Origin of the sequence: Microbacterium sp. NPDC079176 (assembly GCF_040686675.1) — a bacterium.
Classification (GTDB): Bacteria; Actinomycetota; Actinomycetes; order Actinomycetales; family Microbacteriaceae; genus Microbacterium.
Genome location: NZ_JBFBLM010000004.1, coordinates 180,323 through 198,369, shown reverse-complemented (window position 1 = coordinate 198,369; position 18,047 = coordinate 180,323). Strand labels below are relative to the sequence as shown.

Genomic DNA, 18,047 nt, shown 5'->3' with positions numbered 1-18,047 from the left:
GCACGCACGCTCACTGCTCTGTCCCCGACGAAGGAGTCGACGATGACCGCAACACATGCCGAGATCGGTGCCGAGGCCGAGCTGCATTCGCCTGAACGACTGGCGCGGCTGCAGCTGCAGCGCCTGCAGTGGACCGTCCGGCATGCCTACGAGAACGTGCCGACCTATCGCCGCAAGTTCGACGAGCACGGCGTGCACCCCGACGACGTGCGCACCCTCGACGACGTGCGGCGTCTGCCGTTCACCACCAAGGCCGACCTGCGCGAGAGCTATCCGTTCGGCATGTTCGCCGTGCCGATGGCCGACGTGCGACGCGTCCACGCGTCGTCGGGCACGACGGGGCGGCCGACGGTGGTCGGCTACACCGAAGGAGACCTCGACCGGTGGAGCGACCTGGTGGCGCGGTCGCTGCACGCCGCGGGCATCCGCGCGGGGATGAAGGTGCACAACGCCTACGGCTACGGGCTCTTCACCGGCGGACTCGGCGCGCATGCCGGGATCGAGCGTCTCGGAGCGACCGTGATCCCGGTGTCGGGCGGGCAGACCGCCCGGCAGGTGCAGCTGATCAGGGATTTCGAACCGGATGCCATCCTCTGCACGCCGAGCTATCTACTCACGATCGCTGACGCGATGGAAGCCTCGGGCATCGATCCGACGACCACGTCGCTGCGCGTCGCGGTGCTCGGCGCCGAGCCGTGGACGAACGAGATGCGTCGTGAGATCGAGCGGCGACTGAACATCGATGCCGTCGACATCTACGGGCTCAGCGAGGTGATGGGGCCGGGGGTCGCGAGCGAGAGCGTGCTCACGAAAGACGGCCCGCACATCTGGGAGGACCATTTCCTGCCCGAGATCATCGACGGAGAGACCGGGGAACGGCTGCCGGACGATGCGCTCGGCGAGCTCGTCTTCACGTCGCTGACCAAAGAGGCTTTTCCTGTGATCCGGTATCGCACGCGCGATCTGACGCGCCTGCTGCCGGGAACCACCTTTCCGGCGCTTCGACGCATGGAGAAGATCACCGGCCGCAACGACGACATGATCATTCTGCGCGGCGTGAACCTCTTCCCCACCCAGATCGAGGAGCTGGTGATGGGCATCGAGACGCTCACCCCGCACTTCGTGCTCGAGCTGCACCACGTCGGGCAGCTCGACACGATGACCGTGCGCATCGAGCGACACCCGTCGCTGAGTGCCGAGGACTGCGATGCCGCCGCTGCGGTGCTCACCCACCGCATCAAGATGCACATCGGCACCAGCGTCGACGTGACGGTCGAGGAGCCGGGCACGCTGCCCCGGAGCGAGGGAAAATACCAGCGGGTCTACGACCTGCGGTAGGGCTCGAGCCGGGTGTCCCCGCCGTCAGCCGCGCAGCGCGAGCACGAACGGGAGCACGTCGCTCGCCCCCGCCTGGCGCAGCGTGCGCGCGGCGACCGTGAGCGTCCAGCGGCTGTCGGCGAGATCGTCGACGAGCAGCACGGGACCGGTCGGCACGTCGAGGCCCTGCGCGCTGAATCTGTCCCACAGACCTGCCAGCCGGAACACGCTGTTGCCACCGGGTTGGCCCGTCGGCCCGCCGTTCACGAGGTCGAGCGCACCGAGATACGGCAGGCGGCCGATCTCGGCGATCCCGCGGGCGAGTGAGTCGACGAGCAGCGGATGCGATCGCGACGGCATGGCGACGACCGCGACGGGGCGCTCGGTCCACCCCCAGTCGGCGAGCACGCGCACGCAGCCGCCGAGGACCTGGGGCGTCACCACCGCGTCAGGGGCTCCCGCCGCGAAGAGCTCGCGCAGCGTGCCGCCCCAGCCGAGGTCGGTGAGACGGGCGAGTGCGCGCCCTTCTCCGGCCTGCTCCCCCGCGGGGATGCGCCCCTTCACCGGCACGTCGAGCTTGTCGGCTCCGGTCGGCCAGGCGCGACGAGGCTCGACCGGGACACCGACGCGATCGAGCGATTCCGCGGCCTGCGTCGTCGCCGATTCGCCGATCTCGCTCGGGAACCAGATGCCGGCGCAGTTGTCGCATCTCCCGCAGGGCGCAGCCGTGTCGTCGTCGAGTGAGCGCTGGAGGAATTCCATGCGGCATCCGTCGGTCTGCTCGTAGTCGATCATGTGCTGCTGCTCGGCGCGACGCTCGGCCGCGATGCGCTCATAGCGCTCGGCGTCGTAGGCCCACGGCTGTCCCGTCGCGACCCACCCGCCCTGCACCCGGCGCACCGCGCCGTCGACGTCGAGAACCTTGAGCAGCAGTTCGAGCGGAGTACGCCGGATGTCGACCATCGCCTCGAGCGAGGGCGTCGAGATGGGCTGATCGCCGAGTGCGGCGATCACCCGCTCGGCGCGCTCCCGATCCGGCATCGACGCGGTCGCGAAGTAGTGCCAGATGTCGCGGTCTTCGACGCCGGGCAGCAGGAGCACGTCGGCGCTCTCGCTCGCACGACCGGCACGGCCGACCTGCTGGTAGTACGCGACCGGCGACGACGGCGCGCCGAGGTGCAGCACGAAACCGAGGTCCGGCTTGTCGAAGCCCATCCCGAGCGCGCTCGTGGCGACGAGGGCCTTGACCTCGTTGCGCTTCAGCATCCCTTCCGACTCGGTGCGCTCGTCAGTGTCGGTCTGTCCGGTGTACGCGCGCACGTCGTGCCCGTGATCGCGCAGCAGCCGGGCGGTGTCGACCGCGGCCGCGACCGTCAGGGTGTAGATGATGCCCGAACCGGGCAGGTCGTCGATATGACTGAGCAGCCATGCGAGCCGGCTGGCGGAGTCGCGCAGACGCAGGACGCCGAGACGCAGCGAGGTGCGCGCGAGCGGGCCGCGGATCGTGAGCACCTCGGAGCCGGCGGCATCCGACGCCCCTTCCGTGCCGAGCTGCTCGGCGACGTCGGCCACGACCCTGCTGTTCGCGGTCGCCGTCGTCGCGAGCACGGGCACCTCGGGCGGCATCTGCTCGATGAGGTCGCGCAGCCGCCGGTAATCGGGGCGGAAGTCGTGCCCCCAGTCGCTGATGCAGTGCGCCTCGTCGACCACCAGCATGCCGATCCGTCGAACCAGCGCCGGCAGCTGCTGCTCGCGGAACGCGGGATTGTTGAGTCGTTCGGGAGAGACGAGCAGCACATCGACCTCGTCTCGGTCGAGCTGCTCCATGACCTCCGACCACTCGTGCGCATTGGTCGAGTTGATCGCCACCGCTCGAACGCCTGCCCGCTCGGCCGCAGCGATCTGATCGCGCATCAGCGCGAGAAGCGGCGAGACGAGGACGGTCGGCCCTGCGCCCTGGCGGCGGAGCAGCAGCGTCGCGACGAAGTACACAGCCGACTTGCCCCACCCGGTGCGCTGCACGACGAGCGCGCGGCGGCGCCCCTCGACCAGAGCCTCGATCGCCTCGTACTGACCGTCGTGGAAGTCGGCGTCCGGGCGGCCGACCAGCTCGCGCAGAGCCGAGAGCGCAGCAGTGCGGGTGTCGACAGAGGCGGGAGAAGTCATGTCTCCACTCTGCCCGATGCCTCCGACACCCGGTGCGCCACCATCCACAGGCGGATTCGAGCCGAGCCTCGGCGACGTCGTCTAGCGTGGGACGATGATCACGCGAGAACTGGCCGTATCCCTGCGCGACGCCGGACTCGTGTGGCACCCCGCCGAGGGCGACCGCTTTCAGCTCGACCTCCCGAACGATGTCGAGCTCGAGGCCGAAGCCGATGTCTTCACGGTCAGCGAGATGACGATCGAGGCCCGCCAGACACCGAGCGGCACGGACCTCGCCTTCAACGGCACGACGGAGTGGGCGCTCGACGCCGTGACCCTCGCGGACGCGGTGTGGCTCCCCCGCGAGGATCAGCTGCGTGAGCTGCTGCGCGGCACCTTCCGGGCGCTGAGCCGCCTCTCCGACACCTTCGTGGTCGAGGTCGAGATCGCCGGCGAGACCCTGCGTTTCGAGCATCCGGATCCCTCCGAGGCGTACGGCAGAGCCCTCCTCGACCTCGTCTCCCGCTCGCGCTGAGCAACTCTCCGAGCATCTCGCCGAGTGCCGCATCGGGGGTCTTCCTTGCGCCGCGACGACCTCCGTGTCAGAATTACCTAACGACCGGTCAGTAAAGCGGATCGGAAACCGAGGAGTCGATGATGACCAGCCCCGCAGATCTCTCCCTCGTCGACGGAGAGCTGTCCGACGACGAGCGCCTGTTCGACGAGCTCATCGCGAACGAGCAGCGCATCGAGCCTCGCGACTGGATGCCCGATGCCTATCGCAAGACGCTGATCCGTCAGATCTCGCAGCACGCGCACTCCGAGATCATCGGCATGCAGCCGGAGGGCAACTGGATCACCCGGGCGCCGAGCCTCAAGCGCAAGGCGATCCTGATGGCCAAGGTCCAGGACGAGGCGGGGCACGGACTCTATCTCTACTCCGCCGCACAGACGCTCGGCATCACGCGCGACGAGATGATGGATCAGCTCATCAGCGGCAAGGCCAAGTACTCGTCGATCTTCAACTACCCGACGCCCACCTGGGCCGACATGGGGGCGATCGGGTGGCTCGTCGACGGAGCCGCCATCTGCAACCAGGTGCCGCTGTGCCGCGCCTCCTACGGGCCCTACGGCCGCGCGATGGTGCGCGTCTGCAAGGAGGAGTCGTTCCATCAGCGCCAGGGATTCGAGATCCTGCTGTCGCTGATGCAGGGAACCGACGAGCAGAAGAAGATGGCGCAGGATGCCGTGAACCGCTGGTACTGGCCGAGCCTGGCGATGTTCGGTCCGCCCGACGACCAGTCCCCCAACTCCGCGCAGTCGATGAAGTGGAAGATCAAGCGCTTCACGAACGACGAGCTGCGTCAGCGCTTCGTCAGCATGCTCGTGCCCCAGGCCGAGATCCTCGGCGTGACCCTGCCCGACCCTGATCTGCGCTTCGACGACGAGACCGGCCAGTACGTGATCGGCGAGATCGACTGGGACGAGTTCTTCGAGGTGCTGCGCGGCAACGGCCCCTGCAATGCCGAGCGTCTCGAACGCCGCCGCACGGCCCATGAGGACGGCGCGTGGGTGCGCGAGGCTGCGGCCGAGTACGCCCGCAAGCAGGCGCTGAAGACGAAGGCGGTGGCGTGATGGCGACGCCCGGTGCCGACGACCGCGAGCCCTGGCCTCTCTGGGAGGTCTTCGTCCGCGCGAACCGCGGCCTGAGCCACGTCCACGTCGGGTCGCTGCACGCCCCGGATGCCGACATGGCCATCCGCAACGCCCGCGATCTCTACACGCGACGCGGCGAGGGCGTGTCGATCTGGGCGGTGCCCGCCGAGGCGATCACGACCAGCGACCCCGACGCGAAGGGCGCCTACTTCGAGAGCCCCGCCGGCAAGAACTATCGGCACGCCGTGTACTACACGGCGTCCGAGGGGGTGCCGCACCTGTGAGCCACATCCAGGGCGATATCCACGGCGACCCGCACGGGGACGTCTCGGTCGACGAGCTGCGGCTCGGTGACGAGCTCACCGGAACCGGCTCCGCGGCGGCATCCGCCGACATCGCCGAGTACGCGCTCTGGCTCGGCGACGACGCGCTGATCCTGTCGCAGCAGCTCGGTGAGTGGATCTCCCGCGCGCCCGAACTCGAAGAGGACGTCGCCCTCGGCAACATCGCGCTCGACCTGCTCGGGCATGCCCGCTCGTTCCTTCACTTCGCGGGGTCTTTCGACGGACGCTCCGAAGACGATCTCGCGTACTTCCGCGACGAGCCGGAGTTCCGCTGCGCCTGGATCGTCCAGCAGCCCAACGGCGACTTCGCGCAGACCATCGCCCGCCAGTTCGTCGTGTCGACCTACATGTTCGAGCTGTACTCGGCCCTGCGGGCGAGCAGCGACCCGACCCTCGCGGCGATCGCCGAGAAGTCCCTCAAAGAGGTCGACTACCACCGAGACCACGCGGTGCAATGGGTGCTGCGGCTCGCCGGCGGCACCGACGAATCCCGGCGGCGGATGATCCGCGCGCTGGGCGACGTCTGGCCGTATGCCGACGAGCTCTTCCGCGACGAGCCCCTGATCGACCGCCTCGGGGACGCCGCGGCGCGTCCGTCGACGCTGCGAGCGGGCTTCGACGCCGTCGTCGCCGCCGTCTTCGCCGAGGCCGAGCTGACGCTTCCCGCCGTCGCGGCATCCTCGGCCGGAGGACGGCGAGGAGCGCACGCGAGTCCGTTCGGCCATGTCCTCGCGGAGATGCAGGTCCTGGCGCGACGGCATCCGGGAGCATCATGGTGACCGGCACGCTGCAGACCGCGCCCCGGTCGACCGCGTGGCGGATCGCCGCGGCCGTGGCCGACCCCGAGGTGCCCGTGCTGACGATCGAGGACCTCGGCGTGCTGCGCGCGGTCACCGTCGACGGCGACGTGGTGCGCGTCGACATCACCCCCACCTACAGCGGGTGCCCGGCGATGGACACGATCCGCGACGACGTCATCCTCGCTCTGACCGCCGCGGGATACTCACGGGTCGAGGTCCGGCTCGTGCTCTCCCCCGCATGGACGACGGACTGGATGTCGGATGCCGGCAGGCAGAAGCTCGCCGAGTACGGCATCGCGCCTCCGACCGGGCGCTCGGCGATCTCGTCCGGCCCGATTCGCCTCGCGATCAGCGTGCGGTGCCCTCGGTGCGGCTCGCTGGACACCCGCGAGGTCTCGCGCTTCGGTTCGACCTCGTGCAAGGCGCTGTTCGAATGCCGCGCCTGCCTCGAACCCTTCGACCACTTCAAGGTGCACTGATGTCGCTGTTCGCCCTCTCCGATCCCGCGCCCGCGCCGTCGCCTCGTCGAGCCGCCGCGCCGACGAAGAAGCGCGCGCGCTTCCACACCCTCGCCGTCGAGGAGGTGCGGCCGCTGACCGACGACTCGGTCGAGGTGACCTTCTCGGTTCCCGCCGACCTCGCCGACGACTACGACCACCTGCCCGGCCAGTATGTCGCCCTGCGCACGTCGCTCGACGGCACGGAGGTGCGCCGGTCGTACTCGCTGTGCCGCGCACCCGAGCACCGCACGGCAGAGCAGATCTCCGCCGGTGTCCCGACCCGGCTCAGTGTCGCCGTGAAGCGCGACGAGGGCGGGCTCTTCTCGACCTGGGCGCAGACGGGCCTTCACCCCGGGTTCGAGATCGACGTGATGAGTCCGCAGGGCACGTTCACCTCCGGGCTCGACGATCTCGATCAGCGTCACGTCGTGGGCATCGCGGCCGGTTCCGGCATCACGCCGCTGATGGCTCTCGCCCACACCGTGCTGACGCGCTCCGACACCTCCCGCTTCACCCTGCTCTACACGAACCGCTCGACGCTCGACGTGATGTTCCTCGAGGATCTCGCCGACCTCAAGGATCGCTACCCGACGCGCCTGACGCTGCACCATGTGCTGTCCCGCGAGCAGCGCACGGCCCCCGTGCTCTCCGGACGCATCGACGAGGAGAAGCTGCGCACCATCCTGGGGGCGCTCATCGATCCGACCGACGTCGACGAATGGTTCCTGTGCGGACCGCTCTCACTGGTCGACCTGTGCCGAGACGTACTCGCCGACGTCGGTGTGCCGCGTGAGCACATCCGCTTCGAGCTCTTCACGACGGGTGACGAGCCGGCGCGCGCCGCCCGCCCTGTCGAGGTGCGCGCGGGCGAGAAGACGATCCGCATCGAGGTGAATCTCGACGGCGTCTCGTCGACCGTCGAGAGTCCGGTCGACGCGCACGAGTCCGTGCTCAATGCCGCTCTGCGGGTGCGACCCGATGCGCCGTTCGCGTGTGCGGGCGGCGTCTGCGGAACCTGCCGTGCGAGGGTCATCGAGGGCAGCGTGACGATGACGGAGAACTACGCGCTGGAGCCCGATGAGCTCGAGCGCGGCTACGTCCTCACCTGCCAATCCCACCCCACGAGCGACCGCATCGTGGTCGACTACGACGTCTGAGGAGCATCGAATGATCGATCTGACCGTCGCCGACGACGTCGCCACCGTCGTCCTGAATGCGCCGACGAAGCGGAATTCACTCGACGAGCAGGCGCTCCGCGATCTCGGCCGCGCCTACGACGAGGCGGATGCCGCGGGAGTGCGCGCGCTGGTGCTGCGGGGCGAGGGCCGGGCCTTCTGCGCCGGTCGCGACATCTCGGGCGTCGACCCCCGTGACGACGACGTGATCGGGTATCTCGGCGGGCTCGTGACCCCGCTGCTGCAGCGGATGGCGCGGTTCCCCGCCCCGACCTTCGCGGTGGCGCACGGCGCCTGTCTCGGCGTCGGCCTCGGACTCCTCATCGCCACCGACGTCGTGTACGTCGCAGAGTCGGCCAAGATCGGGTCACCGTTCGCCGCGCTCGGTGCCACTCTCGACTCCGGCGGCCACGCCCTCTTCGTCGAACGTCTCGGGGCGCACCGGGCACTCGACCTCATCTACACCGGTCGGCTGATGAGCGGCACCGAGGCCGTGTCAGCGGGGCTCTTCTCCCGGGTGCTGCCCGACGACGAGGTCGTGCAGGCGACGACGGATGCCGCGGCGACCGCTGCGCGTGGCGCCACCGCCGCCTTCCTGGCGAGCAAGCAGCTGGTCGCCAGGATCCGCGACGAGCGCCTGGCGCTGTGGGAGTCGATCGATCTCGAGAACGCCGCCCAGGCCGCCCTGTGCGACACCGACGACTACCGCGAGGGGTTCGCGGCGTTCCAGGAGAAGCGCACGCCGGAGTTCCGCGGCCGCTGAGTCGCATCCGCTTACTGCGGCAGGACGGACGAACGCAAGGCCGTCGCCGATGTCGGATGCGGATGCGAGACTGCCTGCATGTTGCTCTCGGAGCTCGTCTCCACCGCCGAAGAGGTCACCGCCACCGCATCGCGCCTGGCGAAGATCGACGCCGTGTCCCGGCTGCTCGCACGCGCTGACGCTGCCGACGTGCCCGCCCTCGTCGGGCTGCTGCTCGCGACGCCGCGACAGGGACGGCTGGGTGTCGGCTGGCGCGGAGTGGCGGCGCTCGACGTGCAGCACGCTGCCGAGCCCTCGCTGTCGATCCGTGATGTCGATGACGCGTTCGAGGCCTTGACCGGCTCGTCAGGGTCGGGGTCGGCCGCGGCGCGTTCCGCGATCCTCTCGGCTCTCGCGTCGCGAGCGACGGCTCCCGAATGGGACTTCCTGTCGCGGGCCATGCTCGGCGAGCTGCGCACGGGCGCGCTCGGCGGCGTCCTGCTCGATGCCATCGCCCGTGCCGCGGATCGCCCGGCGGCATCGGTGCGACGAGCAGCGATGCTCTCCGGCGACCTGGGCGAGACCGCCGTGCTCGCACTCACCGGCACGGAAGACGACCTCGATGCGGTCGGGCTGGTGGTCGGTCGCCCCGTGCTGCCGATGCTCGCATCGACCGCGGCCACCCCGACCGCCGCGCTCGACATCACCGGCACCGCGTCCGTCGAGTACAAGCTCGATGGCGCGCGCATCCAGGTGCATCGCCAGGGAGACGATGTGAGCGTCTACACCCGCAGCCTCGCCGACATCACCCACCGGGTGCCGGAGATCGTCGAGATCGTGCGCGCGCTCCCCGCACACGAGCTGATCCTCGACGGTGAGACGCTGTCACTCGACGAAGACGGCGGCCCTCGGCCGTTCCAGCAGACGATGTCGCGGTTCGGGGCAGACGTCTCGCGCGAGCTCGTGCTGCGGCCGTGGTTCTTCGACATCCTGCACGTCGACGGACGCGATCTGCTCGACGAGCCCCTGTCCACCCGCCTGACCGAACTCGAGAGGGTCGTCGGCGAATGGCGTATGCCGGGCATCGTCACCGACGACGCCGAAGCGGCCGAGCAGCTGTCGCGCGAGGCTCTCGCCGCGGGCCACGAGGGGGTGCTCGTCAAAGGGATCGATGCGCCCTATTCGGCGGGACGCCGCGGCAAGTCCTGGGTCAAGGTCAAGCCCGTGCTCACGTACGACCTGGTCGTGCTCGCCGCCGAATGGGGGTCGGGTCGGCGCCAGGGGCTCCTGTCGAACCTGCACCTCGGCGCACTCGACCCGACCGGCGAGTTCGGCGAGCCCGGCGGTCTCGTCATGGTCGGCAAGACGTTCAAGGGGCTCACCGACGAGCTGCTGCGCTGGCAGACGGAGAACTTCCCGCCGCTCGAGACGAGGCGCACGCAGGGCGCGGTGTTCCTGAGACCGGAGTTCGTGGTCGAGATCGCGATCGACGGCGTGCAGCGCTCGCCGCGATACCCCGGAGGCATCGCGTTGAGGTTCGCGAGAGTCAAGGGCTATCGACCCGACAAGAACCCTGCCGACGCCGACACGATCCAGACCCTGCGGGCGCTGCTGCGCGGGTGATTCCCGTCAGGCCGACGGAGCGAGACCGAGGTCCTCTTCGCGCACCGTGCCCTGGAACGACCAGGGGAAGTTGATCCACAGGTCGGTGTCCTTCCAGGCGTAGTCGGGCTGGATGATCGTCGACGGCTTGGTGTAGATCGTGACCGAGCGCACGTCGGCACCCTTGTCCTTCAGCAGCTGCACGGCGAGGGCGAGCGTGCGACCCGAATCTGCGACGTCGTCGACCAGCAGCACGCGTCGACCGTCGAGATACGCCATGTCGAGTTCGGGCGGCAGCACCTCCGGCGCGTCGAGCACCGTGCCGATGCCGGTGTAGAACTCGACGTTGATCGCACCGCAGTTCTTCGCTCCGAGACCGTAGGCGATGGCACCGGCAGGCAGCAGACCGCCCCGCGCGATGGCCACCACCACCTCGGGCATGAAGCCGCTGTCCAGGATCCGGCGCGCGAGGTCTCGCGTCGCGGATCCGAAGCCGTCCCAGGTGAGCGTCTCGCGCTCGATCGATGCATCCGTCATCGTCTCATTCTCCTGCACCACCACTCGAACTCCCGCCACGCCGTCGCCTCAGCCGAGGCGCCTGACCTCGACCGAGACGAACAGCTCGGAGGCGCTGGGTCCCGCGTACACCCCGCGCAGCGGTGCGACATCGGCGTAGTCCCGACCGTGGCCGACATAGACGTGCGATTCGCCGATGTCGACGAGGTTGGTGGGGTCGTATCCGCGCCACTCGCCGGAGTACCACTCGACCCAGGCGTGCGACTCCCCCGTCACAGCCTGTCCGATCGCCGCCGTCGGATCGGGATGCAGGTACCCCGACACGTAGCGCGCCGGGATCCCCGCGGCGCGCAGCACGCCCAGCGCCACATGAGCGATGTCCTGGCAGACGCCGGACCGGGTGGGCCACGCGTCGCGGGCGGTCGAGCTCACGCCGGTGACGCCGCTGCGATACTCCATGGCCTCCCCGACGGTGCGGCAGATCTCCCGGGCCGTCTCGTCGACGCCACCACCCTCCGCTTCGATGTGCAGGGCGAGGTCGCGCATCTCCTCATCGGGAGCGGTGGCAGGCGTCTGTGCCACGCATTCCGCGAGTTCGAGCGATTGGGGTATCCGGGCTGCCAGTTCGTCCCAGTCGATGTCCGCCTCTCCCGTCGGCAGCGGCCTCACATCCACCACGCTCGTCGCGGTGACCGAGAGCATCTGATGCGGGGTCAGCAGCTCGAACGTCGAGACCCGGGTGTCCCAGTAGTCGGTGTACGAGTGCTGGGTCGCGGTCGGCGATATGTCGAGCGTCGCCTGCAGCACGAACTGTCCGTCCCGGGAGTGCGGCAGCATCCGCGCCTCGTTGTACGACGCCGTCGCCGGCTGCTCGTAGCGGAAGCCGGTGCGGTGAACGATCTTGAGCCGACTCACAGCGCCTCTCCGATCCACACCGGCATCGCGATCGAGGGGAAGTACCGCTCCCTGATCGCGTCACTCGCCACCGACATCCCCACCTGGACCTCCTCCATGCTCTCCGACAGCCGATGCACGGTGTCGCCGATCGGTCGGTACTCGAGCTCCGACCGCATGCGTCCCAAGACGCGATGCGCCCGATCGGGCACGCCGAACGCACCCGCCGGATCGATACCGCGCAGACACTCCTCGGCCTGGAGGATGCTCGAGAGCACCGATCGGGGGAACAGCCGGTCGATCAGGAGGAACTCCACGGCGGACGCTCCCGTGGGCACCGCCCGGTGGCTGCGCAGATGGGCTTCGTATGCCCCGCAGCTGCGCAGCAGCGTCGTCCAGCTCGGCCCCCCTGCGTCGGTCAGCGACCGCGTCGCCAGCAGCCGCGCCGTCATGTCCGCGCGCTCGATCGAGCGGCCGAGCACGAAGAAGTGCCAGGCCTCATCCCGGCTCGTCGAGGAGTCGACGACCCCGAAGGCCAGCGCCGACCGATCACGCACCCAGCGGAAGAACGGGTGCGTCTTGTCCGAGGCGATCCGCCGCGGCATCCGTGCGTTCGACTCGTTCAGCGTCTCCCAGAGGTCCGTCGAGATGATCTCGCGCGCTCGACGAGCGTTCTCCCGCGCCGCCGCGATCGAATGGGCGATCGACGCGGAGTGCTCACGATCCAGCGCGAGCAGCCGCACGACGTCGTCCCGGCTCAGCACGGTGCCGGCATCCGCCGTCGTCCCCATCACCGACAGGAGCGCCCGACACGCGGTGTCCTCCTCCACCCACGGATCCTCGAGCAGCAGCTGCAGGTGCACATCGAGGATGCGGGCGGTGCCGTCGGCCCGCTCGACGTAGCGGCCGATCCAGAACAGCGCCTCGGCGATGCGACTCAGCATCCTGCGCCTCCCTGCTGCTGCTGCTGTTGCTGCTGTTGCTGCTGGTGGTGACGCAGGTCCAGGTCCTCGTCCTGCGGAGACGAGAGGAAGGGCGGATGCGGTTCCTCACGCGCCGGAGCGACCACGGCGATCGCCCCGGTCGCCAGCGACACCTCGTCTGCGGCGGCGTCCGGGTCGCCGTCCAGAGTCGACGTCGGCCCGGTGAAGAGCGACGGATCCAGCACCCAGGTGTCCTTCGACCCTCCGCCCTGGCTCGAGTTCACGACGAGCTGCCCCTCGGGCAGAGCGACGCGCGTGAGACCGCCGGGCAGCACCCAGATGTCGTGCCCGTCATTCACGGCGAAGGGTCGCAGATCGACGTGTCTCGGGCGGAATCCGTCCTCCACGAGCGTCGGGATGGTCGAGAGCTGCACGACCGGCTGGGCGATCCAGCCTCGGGGATCCGCCCGCAGCGACCGACGCAGCTCGTCCAGCGTCTCGCGCGACGCGTCGGGACCGACGACCAGCCCCTTTCCGCCGGATCCGTCGACGGGCTTCACCACCAGCTCGTCGAGCCTGTCGAGCACCTCCTCCAGCGCGTCCGGCTCCTCGAGCCGCCAGGTGTCGACGTTCGGGATCACCGGCTCCTCTCCCAGGTAGTAGCGGATCAGATCGGGGACGTACGTGTACACGAGCTTGTCGTCGGCCACGCCGTTGCCGACGGCGTTCGCGAGCGTCACGGTGCCGAGGCGCGCCGCGAGCATCAGCCCCGGTGCGCCCAGCACCGAGTCCGGACGGAACTGCTGCGGGTCGAGGAACTCGTCATCGACCCTGCGGTAGATCACGTCCACCCGCGTCGGCCCCGAGGTCGTGTGCATCCACACCCGACCGCCCGAGCAGAAGAGATCGCGTCCTTCGACGAGCTCGATGCCCATCATGCGAGCGAGCAGGGTGTGCTCGTAGTACGCCGAGTTGTGCACCCCGGGGGTCAGCACGACGACGGTCGGATCATCGACGCCGTCCGGCGCCGCCGCACGCAGCGCCTGGAGCAGCCGCCCGGGGTAGTCGACGACGGGACGCACGCGCAGGCTGGTGAACAGCTCGGGGAGCGTCTGCGCCATCACCCGGCGATTCGCGAGCACGTAGCTGACGCCGCTCGGCACGCGCACGTTGTCCTCGAGCACGCGCCAGGCTCCGAGCTCGTCGCGGATGACGTCGATCCCCGCGACATGGATGCGCACGCCGTTCGCTCCGACGATGCCGGCCGCCTGACGGTGGAAGTGCGCGGAGGAGCTGATCAGCGACGAGGGGATCACGCCGTCCTGCACCGCATGTTGCCGGCCGTAGACGTCGGCCAGGAAGGCCTCGAGCGCACGCACCCGCTGCTTCACCCCTGACTCGACATAGCGCCAGTCGTCGGCGGCGACCACGCGAGGCACCACGTCGAGCGGGAACGGACGCTCCTCCCCGGCGAAGTCGAACGTCACGCCCTGCGCGAGGTACGAGCTGGCGAGCGCGTCGGTCCGTGACCTCAGCTCGGCGTCGTCCATGCTCGCGAGCGCGGGATACATGTCCTGATAGGGCAGGCGCACTCCCCCACCACCGGGCTGCGCATCGGCAGGGAACATCTCGTCCCACGGCGCGGCCCCCGCTCGCTGCGGCGACCGGCGCGAGGTGTATCCGTCGAACAGTGACTCCATGGCCGCATGTTTCCGTGTCGCGGTTTCGGCGGTGTTACGCGCGCAAGTCGGCGCCGCGTCGGCACGGGCGCGATAGGATTTACGCGTCCGGCGCTCTCCGACGCCGGTGCCTGAAAAAGAGGCACGAAGCTCCCCACGATGACGCGGGGGCGAGACACATACGGAATACGAACGTTCTCCGTCCCTGTCTCGAAAGGCTTTCGCATGCCCTCCGTCTCCGCGCACGTCGCACTCACTCTCGCCCAGCACATCGACGCCGTCTTCGGTGTGATGGGCAACGGCAACGCCTACTTCCTCGATGCGATCGAGACCCAGACGGATGCCGTCTTCACGGCCGTCCGTCATGAGCAGGGCGCAGTGGTCGCCGCCGATGCGCACTTCCGCGCGTCCGGCAGGATCGCCGCGGGCACCTCGACCTACGGCGCCGGTTTCACGAACACCCTCACAGCACTCGCCGAGGCCGTGCAGGCGCATGTCCCCCTCGTGCTGGTGGTGGGCGATGAGCCGACGTCCGGTCCTCGTCCATGGGACGTCGACCAGATCGCCCTGGCCTCGGCGGTCGGTGCCCGCACCTATACGGTCGGGCACGCGGATGCCGCAGCGACCACCGTCATCGCGATCGAGCACGCACTGACCTACCGCGTGCCCGTCGTGCTGGCGATCCCCTACGACGTGGCCTCACGCGAGGCCGGCCCGGTGCCCGAGGCTCCGCTGCCGCGCATCCCCGCGCCGCCCGCGCCGCGCGGCGAGTTCGCCGAGGGCACGCTCGACGAGATCGCCCAGGCGCTTCACGGAGCATCGCGCCCCTTCCTGCTGGCGGGTCGCGGCGCCTGGCTCGCGGGGGCCGGTGCGGCGCTCGGCGAGCTGGCGACCCTCACCGGCGCTCTGACGGCGTCGTCGGCGCTGGGGCGCGGTGTCTTCCCCGACACCCGGTTCGACCTCGGCGTCACGGGAGGATTCGGGGCCGACGGCGCCATGCAACTCGTGCGCACCGCCGATGTCGCCGTCGTGTTCGGCGCCTCCCTGAACCAGTTCACGATGCGATTCGGCGAACTCTTCGCACCGGGCACCAGGGTCTTCCAGATCGACATCGCGCCCGCAGCCACGCACCCGCACGTCGGCGGCTTCGTGCGTGCGGATGCTCGCGTGGCGGCCGAGGAGCTCGTCGCCCGGGTCGGCTCGCTCGGCTCCGGCGCCGCCCCTGAGAGCGGTTCTGCCGAGCACGGCCTCGGAGCGGAGGCACACCGCACCGAGACTCCGACTGTCCAGCACGGCGAGTCGCACCCGGCATCCGACGCTGTGCCCGCACAGCCGTGGCGCGAGACGGTCGACGTCGAGGCCGCACGCGCGTACGACGAGGGCGACGAGCTCGCTCCCGACGGACGCCTCGACCCCCGCTCCGCAGCGCGCCGCATCGCCGAGCTCCTGCCCTCCGACCGCGTCGTCGTCTCCGACGGCGGCCACTTCATCGGCTGGGCGAACATGTACTGGCCGGTCGAGGCCCCCGACCGCATGATGATGGTCGGCACCGCCTTCCAGTCGATCGGGCAGGGCTGGCCGAGTGTCGTCGGCGCAGCCCTCGCCCGCCGCGAGTCGACCGTCGTACTGACGTCGGGCGACGGCGGCGGACTCATGGCGATCGCCGACCTCGAGTCGGCCGTGCGCGCGGCAGCGGGTCGAGGCATCGCCGTGATCTGGAACGACGCCGCCTACGGTGCCGAGGTCAACCTCTACGGCCTCAAGGGGCTCGCCGAGGGCCCGATGCGCATCCCTGAGGTCGACTTCGCGGCGTTCGGTGCCGCGGTGGGCGCGGAGGGCGTCGTCGTGAAGACGCTCGCAGACCTCGATCGACTCGCCACATGGACGCAGGAGGATGCTGCGACGCGGCGGTTCCTGCTGCTCGACCTGCGCATCTCGGGTGACGTGATCGCGCCCTACCAGCAGGAGATCATCCGCGTGAATTCCTGACCTCGCCGAGTCGCTAGGCTCCTCGTCATGACCGAGAATTCCGGAGTCCTGCGATACAGCGCATTCGCCGCGACGCCCGACGGCGGCAACCCCGCGGGAGTCGTACTCGATGGCTCAGATCTGAGCGACGAGCAGATGCAGCGGATCGCCGTGGACGTCGGGTTCTCCGAGACCGCCTTCCTCGTCGCACGCACCGACGGCGACGGTGTGCCGCGCTACCGGGCGCGTTACTGGTCACCGGCGGCCGAGGTGCCGTTCTGCGGACACGCGACCGTCGCGACGGCGGTCGCCCTCGCTGAACGCGACGGGCCGGGCGATGTCGTGTTCGACACGAACGCGGGCGCTGTGACGCTGCGCTCGACGGTGGATCGGGATGGCGCGGTGACCGTGTCGTTCACGAGCGTCGAGCCGCAGGTGCGCGATCTCGACTCCGACGTGCTCGACCGGTTCCTCGCGCTGCTCGGACTCACCCCGGCGGATCTCGATGAGCGCTTCCCCGCCAAGGAATCGTTCGCCGGCAACTGGCATCCGATCGTCGTGCTGCGTGATCGGGAGCTGTTCGATCAGTTCCGCTTCTCGCCCGCCGAGGTCGCCGCACTCATGCGCGAGCAGGGGTGGTTCGGCACCTCGACAGTGCTGCACGCGGCGAGCACCGCCGACTTCGATGCCCGCAACCTCTTCCCGGTGGGACGGATCACCGAGGACCCGGCGACGGGCTCGGCGGCTGCATCGGTCGGGGCGTATCTGCGCGACCTCGGACACCCGGCGACGACCGTCCGCATCCATCAGGGCGCTCACGTGCGTCGTCCGAGCCTCTTGACCGTGACGATCCCGCCGACCGGCGGAATCGAGGTCTCCGGCGGGGCGTCCCTCCTGACCTGAGCCCGTCGTCACACACCCGCTGCGTTAGCCTTCCGAGATGCCTGCCATCCGCAACATCGCCGTCGGCCTGCCCGTCAAGGACCTACACCTGCTCGCGCTCGAAGGGCACGACGCCTCGCGCGGCCTGGACTTCCTCCGGGCGATCGGCGGCGGGATCGAATTCGGTGAGACCGCCGCAGAAGCTCTCGGTCGCGAGTTCATGGAGGAGCTCGGCGTCACTCTCGAGGGCGCCGAGCCACTCGGCGTCTTCGAGAACATCTTCACGTACGAGGGCGCGCCCGGTCACGAGATCGCCCATGTGTTCGCGGTGACATCCGCCGAGCTGGAAGCGGTGCCCCTCGACGCCGAGCTTCACATCCTCGACGAGGGCAGCCCGGTGCGCTGGGTGCCGATCGACGACATCCGTGCCGGCACCCGCATCCTGTTCCCCGAGGGCGCACCGGAAGCGCTGCTCACCCTCGTCGAGCGCGTCCGGTGAGCGTCCGGATCACAGAACGTCAGGACTGAGCGCCGTAGTCGGGAAGCTCCTGCAGTGTCCAGGTGTTGCCGTCGGGGTCGTCGAAGGTGACGAAACGGCCCCACGCCTGCTCATCGACCCCCTGCGCCTCGACGCCGAGGCCCGTCAGATGCGCCAGCGCCTCATCGGCATCCGGAACGACCACCTGGATCGTGTTCTGCTGCCCCGGCAGCAGTCCCTCGCCCAGGTTGGTGCCGAAGGCGATTGAGCAGGCCGACCCCGGCGGTGTCATCTGCACGAATCTCAGGCCCTCGTAGGGCACCTGATCATGATCGGCGTGGAAGCCGATCCTCTCGTAGAACTCCTTCGACCGGTCGACATCCGAGACCGGGACGAAGATCAATTCGATCTTCCACTCCATCGCGC

At 69.5% G+C, this 18,047-nt stretch carries 18 protein-coding genes; 12 read left to right on the top strand and 6 right to left on the bottom strand.

Annotation, left to right across the window (positions count from 1 at the left end):
• Positions 1–42: 42 nt before the first annotated feature.
• Positions 43–1,338, top strand: coding sequence for a phenylacetate--CoA ligase PaaK (gene paaK, locus AB0P11_RS11385; protein WP_363522020.1), 1,296 nt, complete (start codon positions 43–45; stop codon positions 1,336–1,338).
• Positions 1,339–1,362: 24 nt separating this feature from the next.
• On the opposite strand, the gene AB0P11_RS11380 is transcribed toward paaK, so the two are convergent.
• Positions 1,363–3,483 (bottom strand): RecQ family ATP-dependent DNA helicase, encoded by a 2,121-nt coding sequence (locus tag AB0P11_RS11380; protein WP_363522018.1) that lies wholly within the window; start codon positions 3,481–3,483, stop codon positions 1,363–1,365.
• Between the two features lie 94 nt (positions 3,484–3,577).
• Between AB0P11_RS11380 and AB0P11_RS11375 the strand changes: the two genes are divergently transcribed.
• From AB0P11_RS11375 to AB0P11_RS11340, 8 genes are all read left to right on the top strand, one after another.
• On the top strand, positions 3,578–3,997 hold the full coding sequence (locus AB0P11_RS11375; RefSeq protein ID WP_053095430.1) for a hypothetical protein: 420 nt from the start codon (positions 3,578–3,580) through the stop codon (positions 3,995–3,997).
• 122 nt (positions 3,998–4,119) lie between these two features.
• Entirely contained in the window at positions 4,120–5,097 is a 978-nt protein-coding gene (paaA, locus tag AB0P11_RS11370) for a 1,2-phenylacetyl-CoA epoxidase subunit PaaA (RefSeq protein ID WP_285363146.1), read from the top strand.
• Positions 5,097–5,402 carry a 1,2-phenylacetyl-CoA epoxidase subunit PaaB gene (paaB, locus tag AB0P11_RS11365; protein ID WP_053095429.1) on the top strand — a complete coding sequence of 102 codons (306 nt, stop codon included), beginning with the start codon at positions 5,097–5,099 and terminating at the stop codon, positions 5,400–5,402. The genes paaA and paaB overlap by 1 nt, the downstream gene beginning before the upstream one ends.
• On the top strand, positions 5,399–6,241 hold the full coding sequence (paaC, locus tag AB0P11_RS11360) for a 1,2-phenylacetyl-CoA epoxidase subunit PaaC (RefSeq protein WP_056277468.1): 843 nt from the start codon (positions 5,399–5,401) through the stop codon (positions 6,239–6,241). The genes paaB and paaC overlap by 4 nt, the downstream gene beginning before the upstream one ends.
• The gene (gene paaD / locus AB0P11_RS11355) at positions 6,235–6,741 is read left to right on the top strand and encodes a 1,2-phenylacetyl-CoA epoxidase subunit PaaD (protein ID WP_056277465.1); all 507 of its coding nucleotides are present in this window, start codon (positions 6,235–6,237) and stop codon (positions 6,739–6,741) included. The genes paaC and paaD overlap by 7 nt, the downstream gene beginning before the upstream one ends.
• Positions 6,741–7,919 (top strand): 1,2-phenylacetyl-CoA epoxidase subunit PaaE, encoded by a 1,179-nt coding sequence (gene paaE / locus AB0P11_RS11350; RefSeq protein ID WP_363522014.1) that lies wholly within the window; start codon positions 6,741–6,743, stop codon positions 7,917–7,919. Before paaD ends, paaE begins: the two co-directional genes overlap by 1 nt.
• Positions 7,920–7,929: 10 nt before the next feature.
• Positions 7,930–8,700: an enoyl-CoA hydratase/isomerase family protein gene (locus tag AB0P11_RS11345; RefSeq protein ID WP_056277458.1), complete on the top strand. Its 771-nt coding sequence runs from the start codon at positions 7,930–7,932 to the stop codon at positions 8,698–8,700.
• Between the two features lie 78 nt (positions 8,701–8,778).
• Positions 8,779–10,302, top strand: coding sequence for an ATP-dependent DNA ligase (locus tag AB0P11_RS11340; RefSeq protein WP_363522011.1), 1,524 nt, complete (start codon positions 8,779–8,781; stop codon positions 10,300–10,302).
• Positions 10,303–10,308: 6 nt separating this feature from the next.
• Here the strand turns inward: AB0P11_RS11340 and AB0P11_RS11335 are convergent, their stop codons facing one another.
• Genes AB0P11_RS11335 through AB0P11_RS11320 form a run of 4 tightly spaced genes read right to left on the bottom strand, consistent with a single transcriptional unit; the run spans position 10,309 to position 14,314 of the window.
• On the bottom strand, positions 10,309–10,818 hold the full coding sequence (locus AB0P11_RS11335) for a phosphoribosyltransferase (protein WP_053099026.1): 510 nt from the start codon (positions 10,816–10,818) through the stop codon (positions 10,309–10,311).
• Between the two features lie 48 nt (positions 10,819–10,866).
• Positions 10,867–11,712 (bottom strand): transglutaminase family protein, encoded by an 846-nt coding sequence (locus tag AB0P11_RS11330; protein ID WP_363522009.1) that lies wholly within the window; start codon positions 11,710–11,712, stop codon positions 10,867–10,869.
• Positions 11,709–12,635 (bottom strand): alpha-E domain-containing protein, encoded by a 927-nt coding sequence (locus AB0P11_RS11325; protein WP_056277450.1) that lies wholly within the window; start codon positions 12,633–12,635, stop codon positions 11,709–11,711. Before AB0P11_RS11325 ends, AB0P11_RS11330 begins: the two co-directional genes overlap by 4 nt.
• Positions 12,629–14,314 (bottom strand): circularly permuted type 2 ATP-grasp protein, encoded by a 1,686-nt coding sequence (locus AB0P11_RS11320; protein WP_056277447.1) that lies wholly within the window; start codon positions 14,312–14,314, stop codon positions 12,629–12,631. Before AB0P11_RS11320 ends, AB0P11_RS11325 begins: the two co-directional genes overlap by 7 nt.
• A gap of 204 nt (positions 14,315–14,518) precedes the next feature.
• Between AB0P11_RS11320 and AB0P11_RS11315 the strand changes: the two genes are divergently transcribed.
• From AB0P11_RS11315 to AB0P11_RS11305, 3 genes are read left to right on the top strand one after another with little or no spacing between them, the layout of a single operon-like run.
• Positions 14,519–16,282, top strand: coding sequence for a thiamine pyrophosphate-binding protein (locus AB0P11_RS11315; RefSeq protein ID WP_056277445.1), 1,764 nt, complete (start codon positions 14,519–14,521; stop codon positions 16,280–16,282).
• Positions 16,283–16,309: 27 nt separating this feature from the next.
• Positions 16,310–17,164, top strand: coding sequence for a PhzF family phenazine biosynthesis protein (locus tag AB0P11_RS11310; RefSeq protein WP_363522006.1), 855 nt, complete (start codon positions 16,310–16,312; stop codon positions 17,162–17,164).
• Between the two features lie 37 nt (positions 17,165–17,201).
• Positions 17,202–17,642: an NUDIX domain-containing protein gene (locus tag AB0P11_RS11305; protein ID WP_363522004.1), complete on the top strand. Its 441-nt coding sequence runs from the start codon at positions 17,202–17,204 to the stop codon at positions 17,640–17,642.
• A gap of 19 nt (positions 17,643–17,661) precedes the next feature.
• Here AB0P11_RS11305 and AB0P11_RS11300 read toward each other — a convergent pair whose 3' ends face one another.
• A complete protein-coding gene (locus tag AB0P11_RS11300; protein ID WP_053095417.1) occupies positions 17,662–18,042 on the bottom strand; it encodes a VOC family protein in 381 nt (126 codons plus the stop codon).
• Between the last annotated feature and the right edge of the window lie 5 nt (positions 18,043–18,047).

Excerpts from the sequence above, each read along its gene's own strand:
- paaK (WP_363522020.1), top strand. The coding sequence starts at position 43 with ATGACCGCAACACATGCCGAGATCGGTGCCGAGGCCGAGCTGCATTCG.
- AB0P11_RS11375 (WP_053095430.1), top strand. The coding sequence starts at position 3,578 with ATGATCACGCGAGAACTGGCCGTATCCCTGCGCGACGCCGGACTCGTG.
- AB0P11_RS11340 (WP_363522011.1), top strand. The coding sequence starts at position 8,779 with ATGTTGCTCTCGGAGCTCGTCTCCACCGCCGAAGAGGTCACCGCCACC.
- paaD (WP_056277465.1), top strand. The coding sequence starts at position 6,235 with ATGGTGACCGGCACGCTGCAGACCGCGCCCCGGTCGACCGCGTGGCGG.
- AB0P11_RS11315 (WP_056277445.1), top strand. The coding sequence starts at position 14,519 with ATGCCCTCCGTCTCCGCGCACGTCGCACTCACTCTCGCCCAGCACATC.
- AB0P11_RS11305 (WP_363522004.1), top strand. The coding sequence starts at position 17,202 with ATGCCTGCCATCCGCAACATCGCCGTCGGCCTGCCCGTCAAGGACCTA.
- AB0P11_RS11325 (WP_056277450.1), bottom strand. The coding sequence starts at position 12,635 with ATGCTGAGTCGCATCGCCGAGGCGCTGTTCTGGATCGGCCGCTACGTC.
- AB0P11_RS11380 (WP_363522018.1), bottom strand. The coding sequence starts at position 3,483 with ATGACTTCTCCCGCCTCTGTCGACACCCGCACTGCTGCGCTCTCGGCT.
- AB0P11_RS11300 (WP_053095417.1), bottom strand. The coding sequence starts at position 18,042 with ATGGAGTGGAAGATCGAATTGATCTTCGTCCCGGTCTCGGATGTCGAC.
- paaB (WP_053095429.1), top strand. The coding sequence starts at position 5,097 with ATGGCGACGCCCGGTGCCGACGACCGCGAGCCCTGGCCTCTCTGGGAG.
- AB0P11_RS11320 (WP_056277447.1), bottom strand. The coding sequence starts at position 14,314 with ATGGAGTCACTGTTCGACGGATACACCTCGCGCCGGTCGCCGCAGCGA.
- AB0P11_RS11310 (WP_363522006.1), top strand. The coding sequence starts at position 16,310 with ATGACCGAGAATTCCGGAGTCCTGCGATACAGCGCATTCGCCGCGACG.
- AB0P11_RS11345 (WP_056277458.1), top strand. The coding sequence starts at position 7,930 with ATGATCGATCTGACCGTCGCCGACGACGTCGCCACCGTCGTCCTGAAT.
- paaA (WP_285363146.1), top strand. The coding sequence starts at position 4,120 with ATGACCAGCCCCGCAGATCTCTCCCTCGTCGACGGAGAGCTGTCCGAC.
- AB0P11_RS11335 (WP_053099026.1), bottom strand. The coding sequence starts at position 10,818 with ATGACGGATGCATCGATCGAGCGCGAGACGCTCACCTGGGACGGCTTC.
- paaE (WP_363522014.1), top strand. The coding sequence starts at position 6,741 with ATGTCGCTGTTCGCCCTCTCCGATCCCGCGCCCGCGCCGTCGCCTCGT.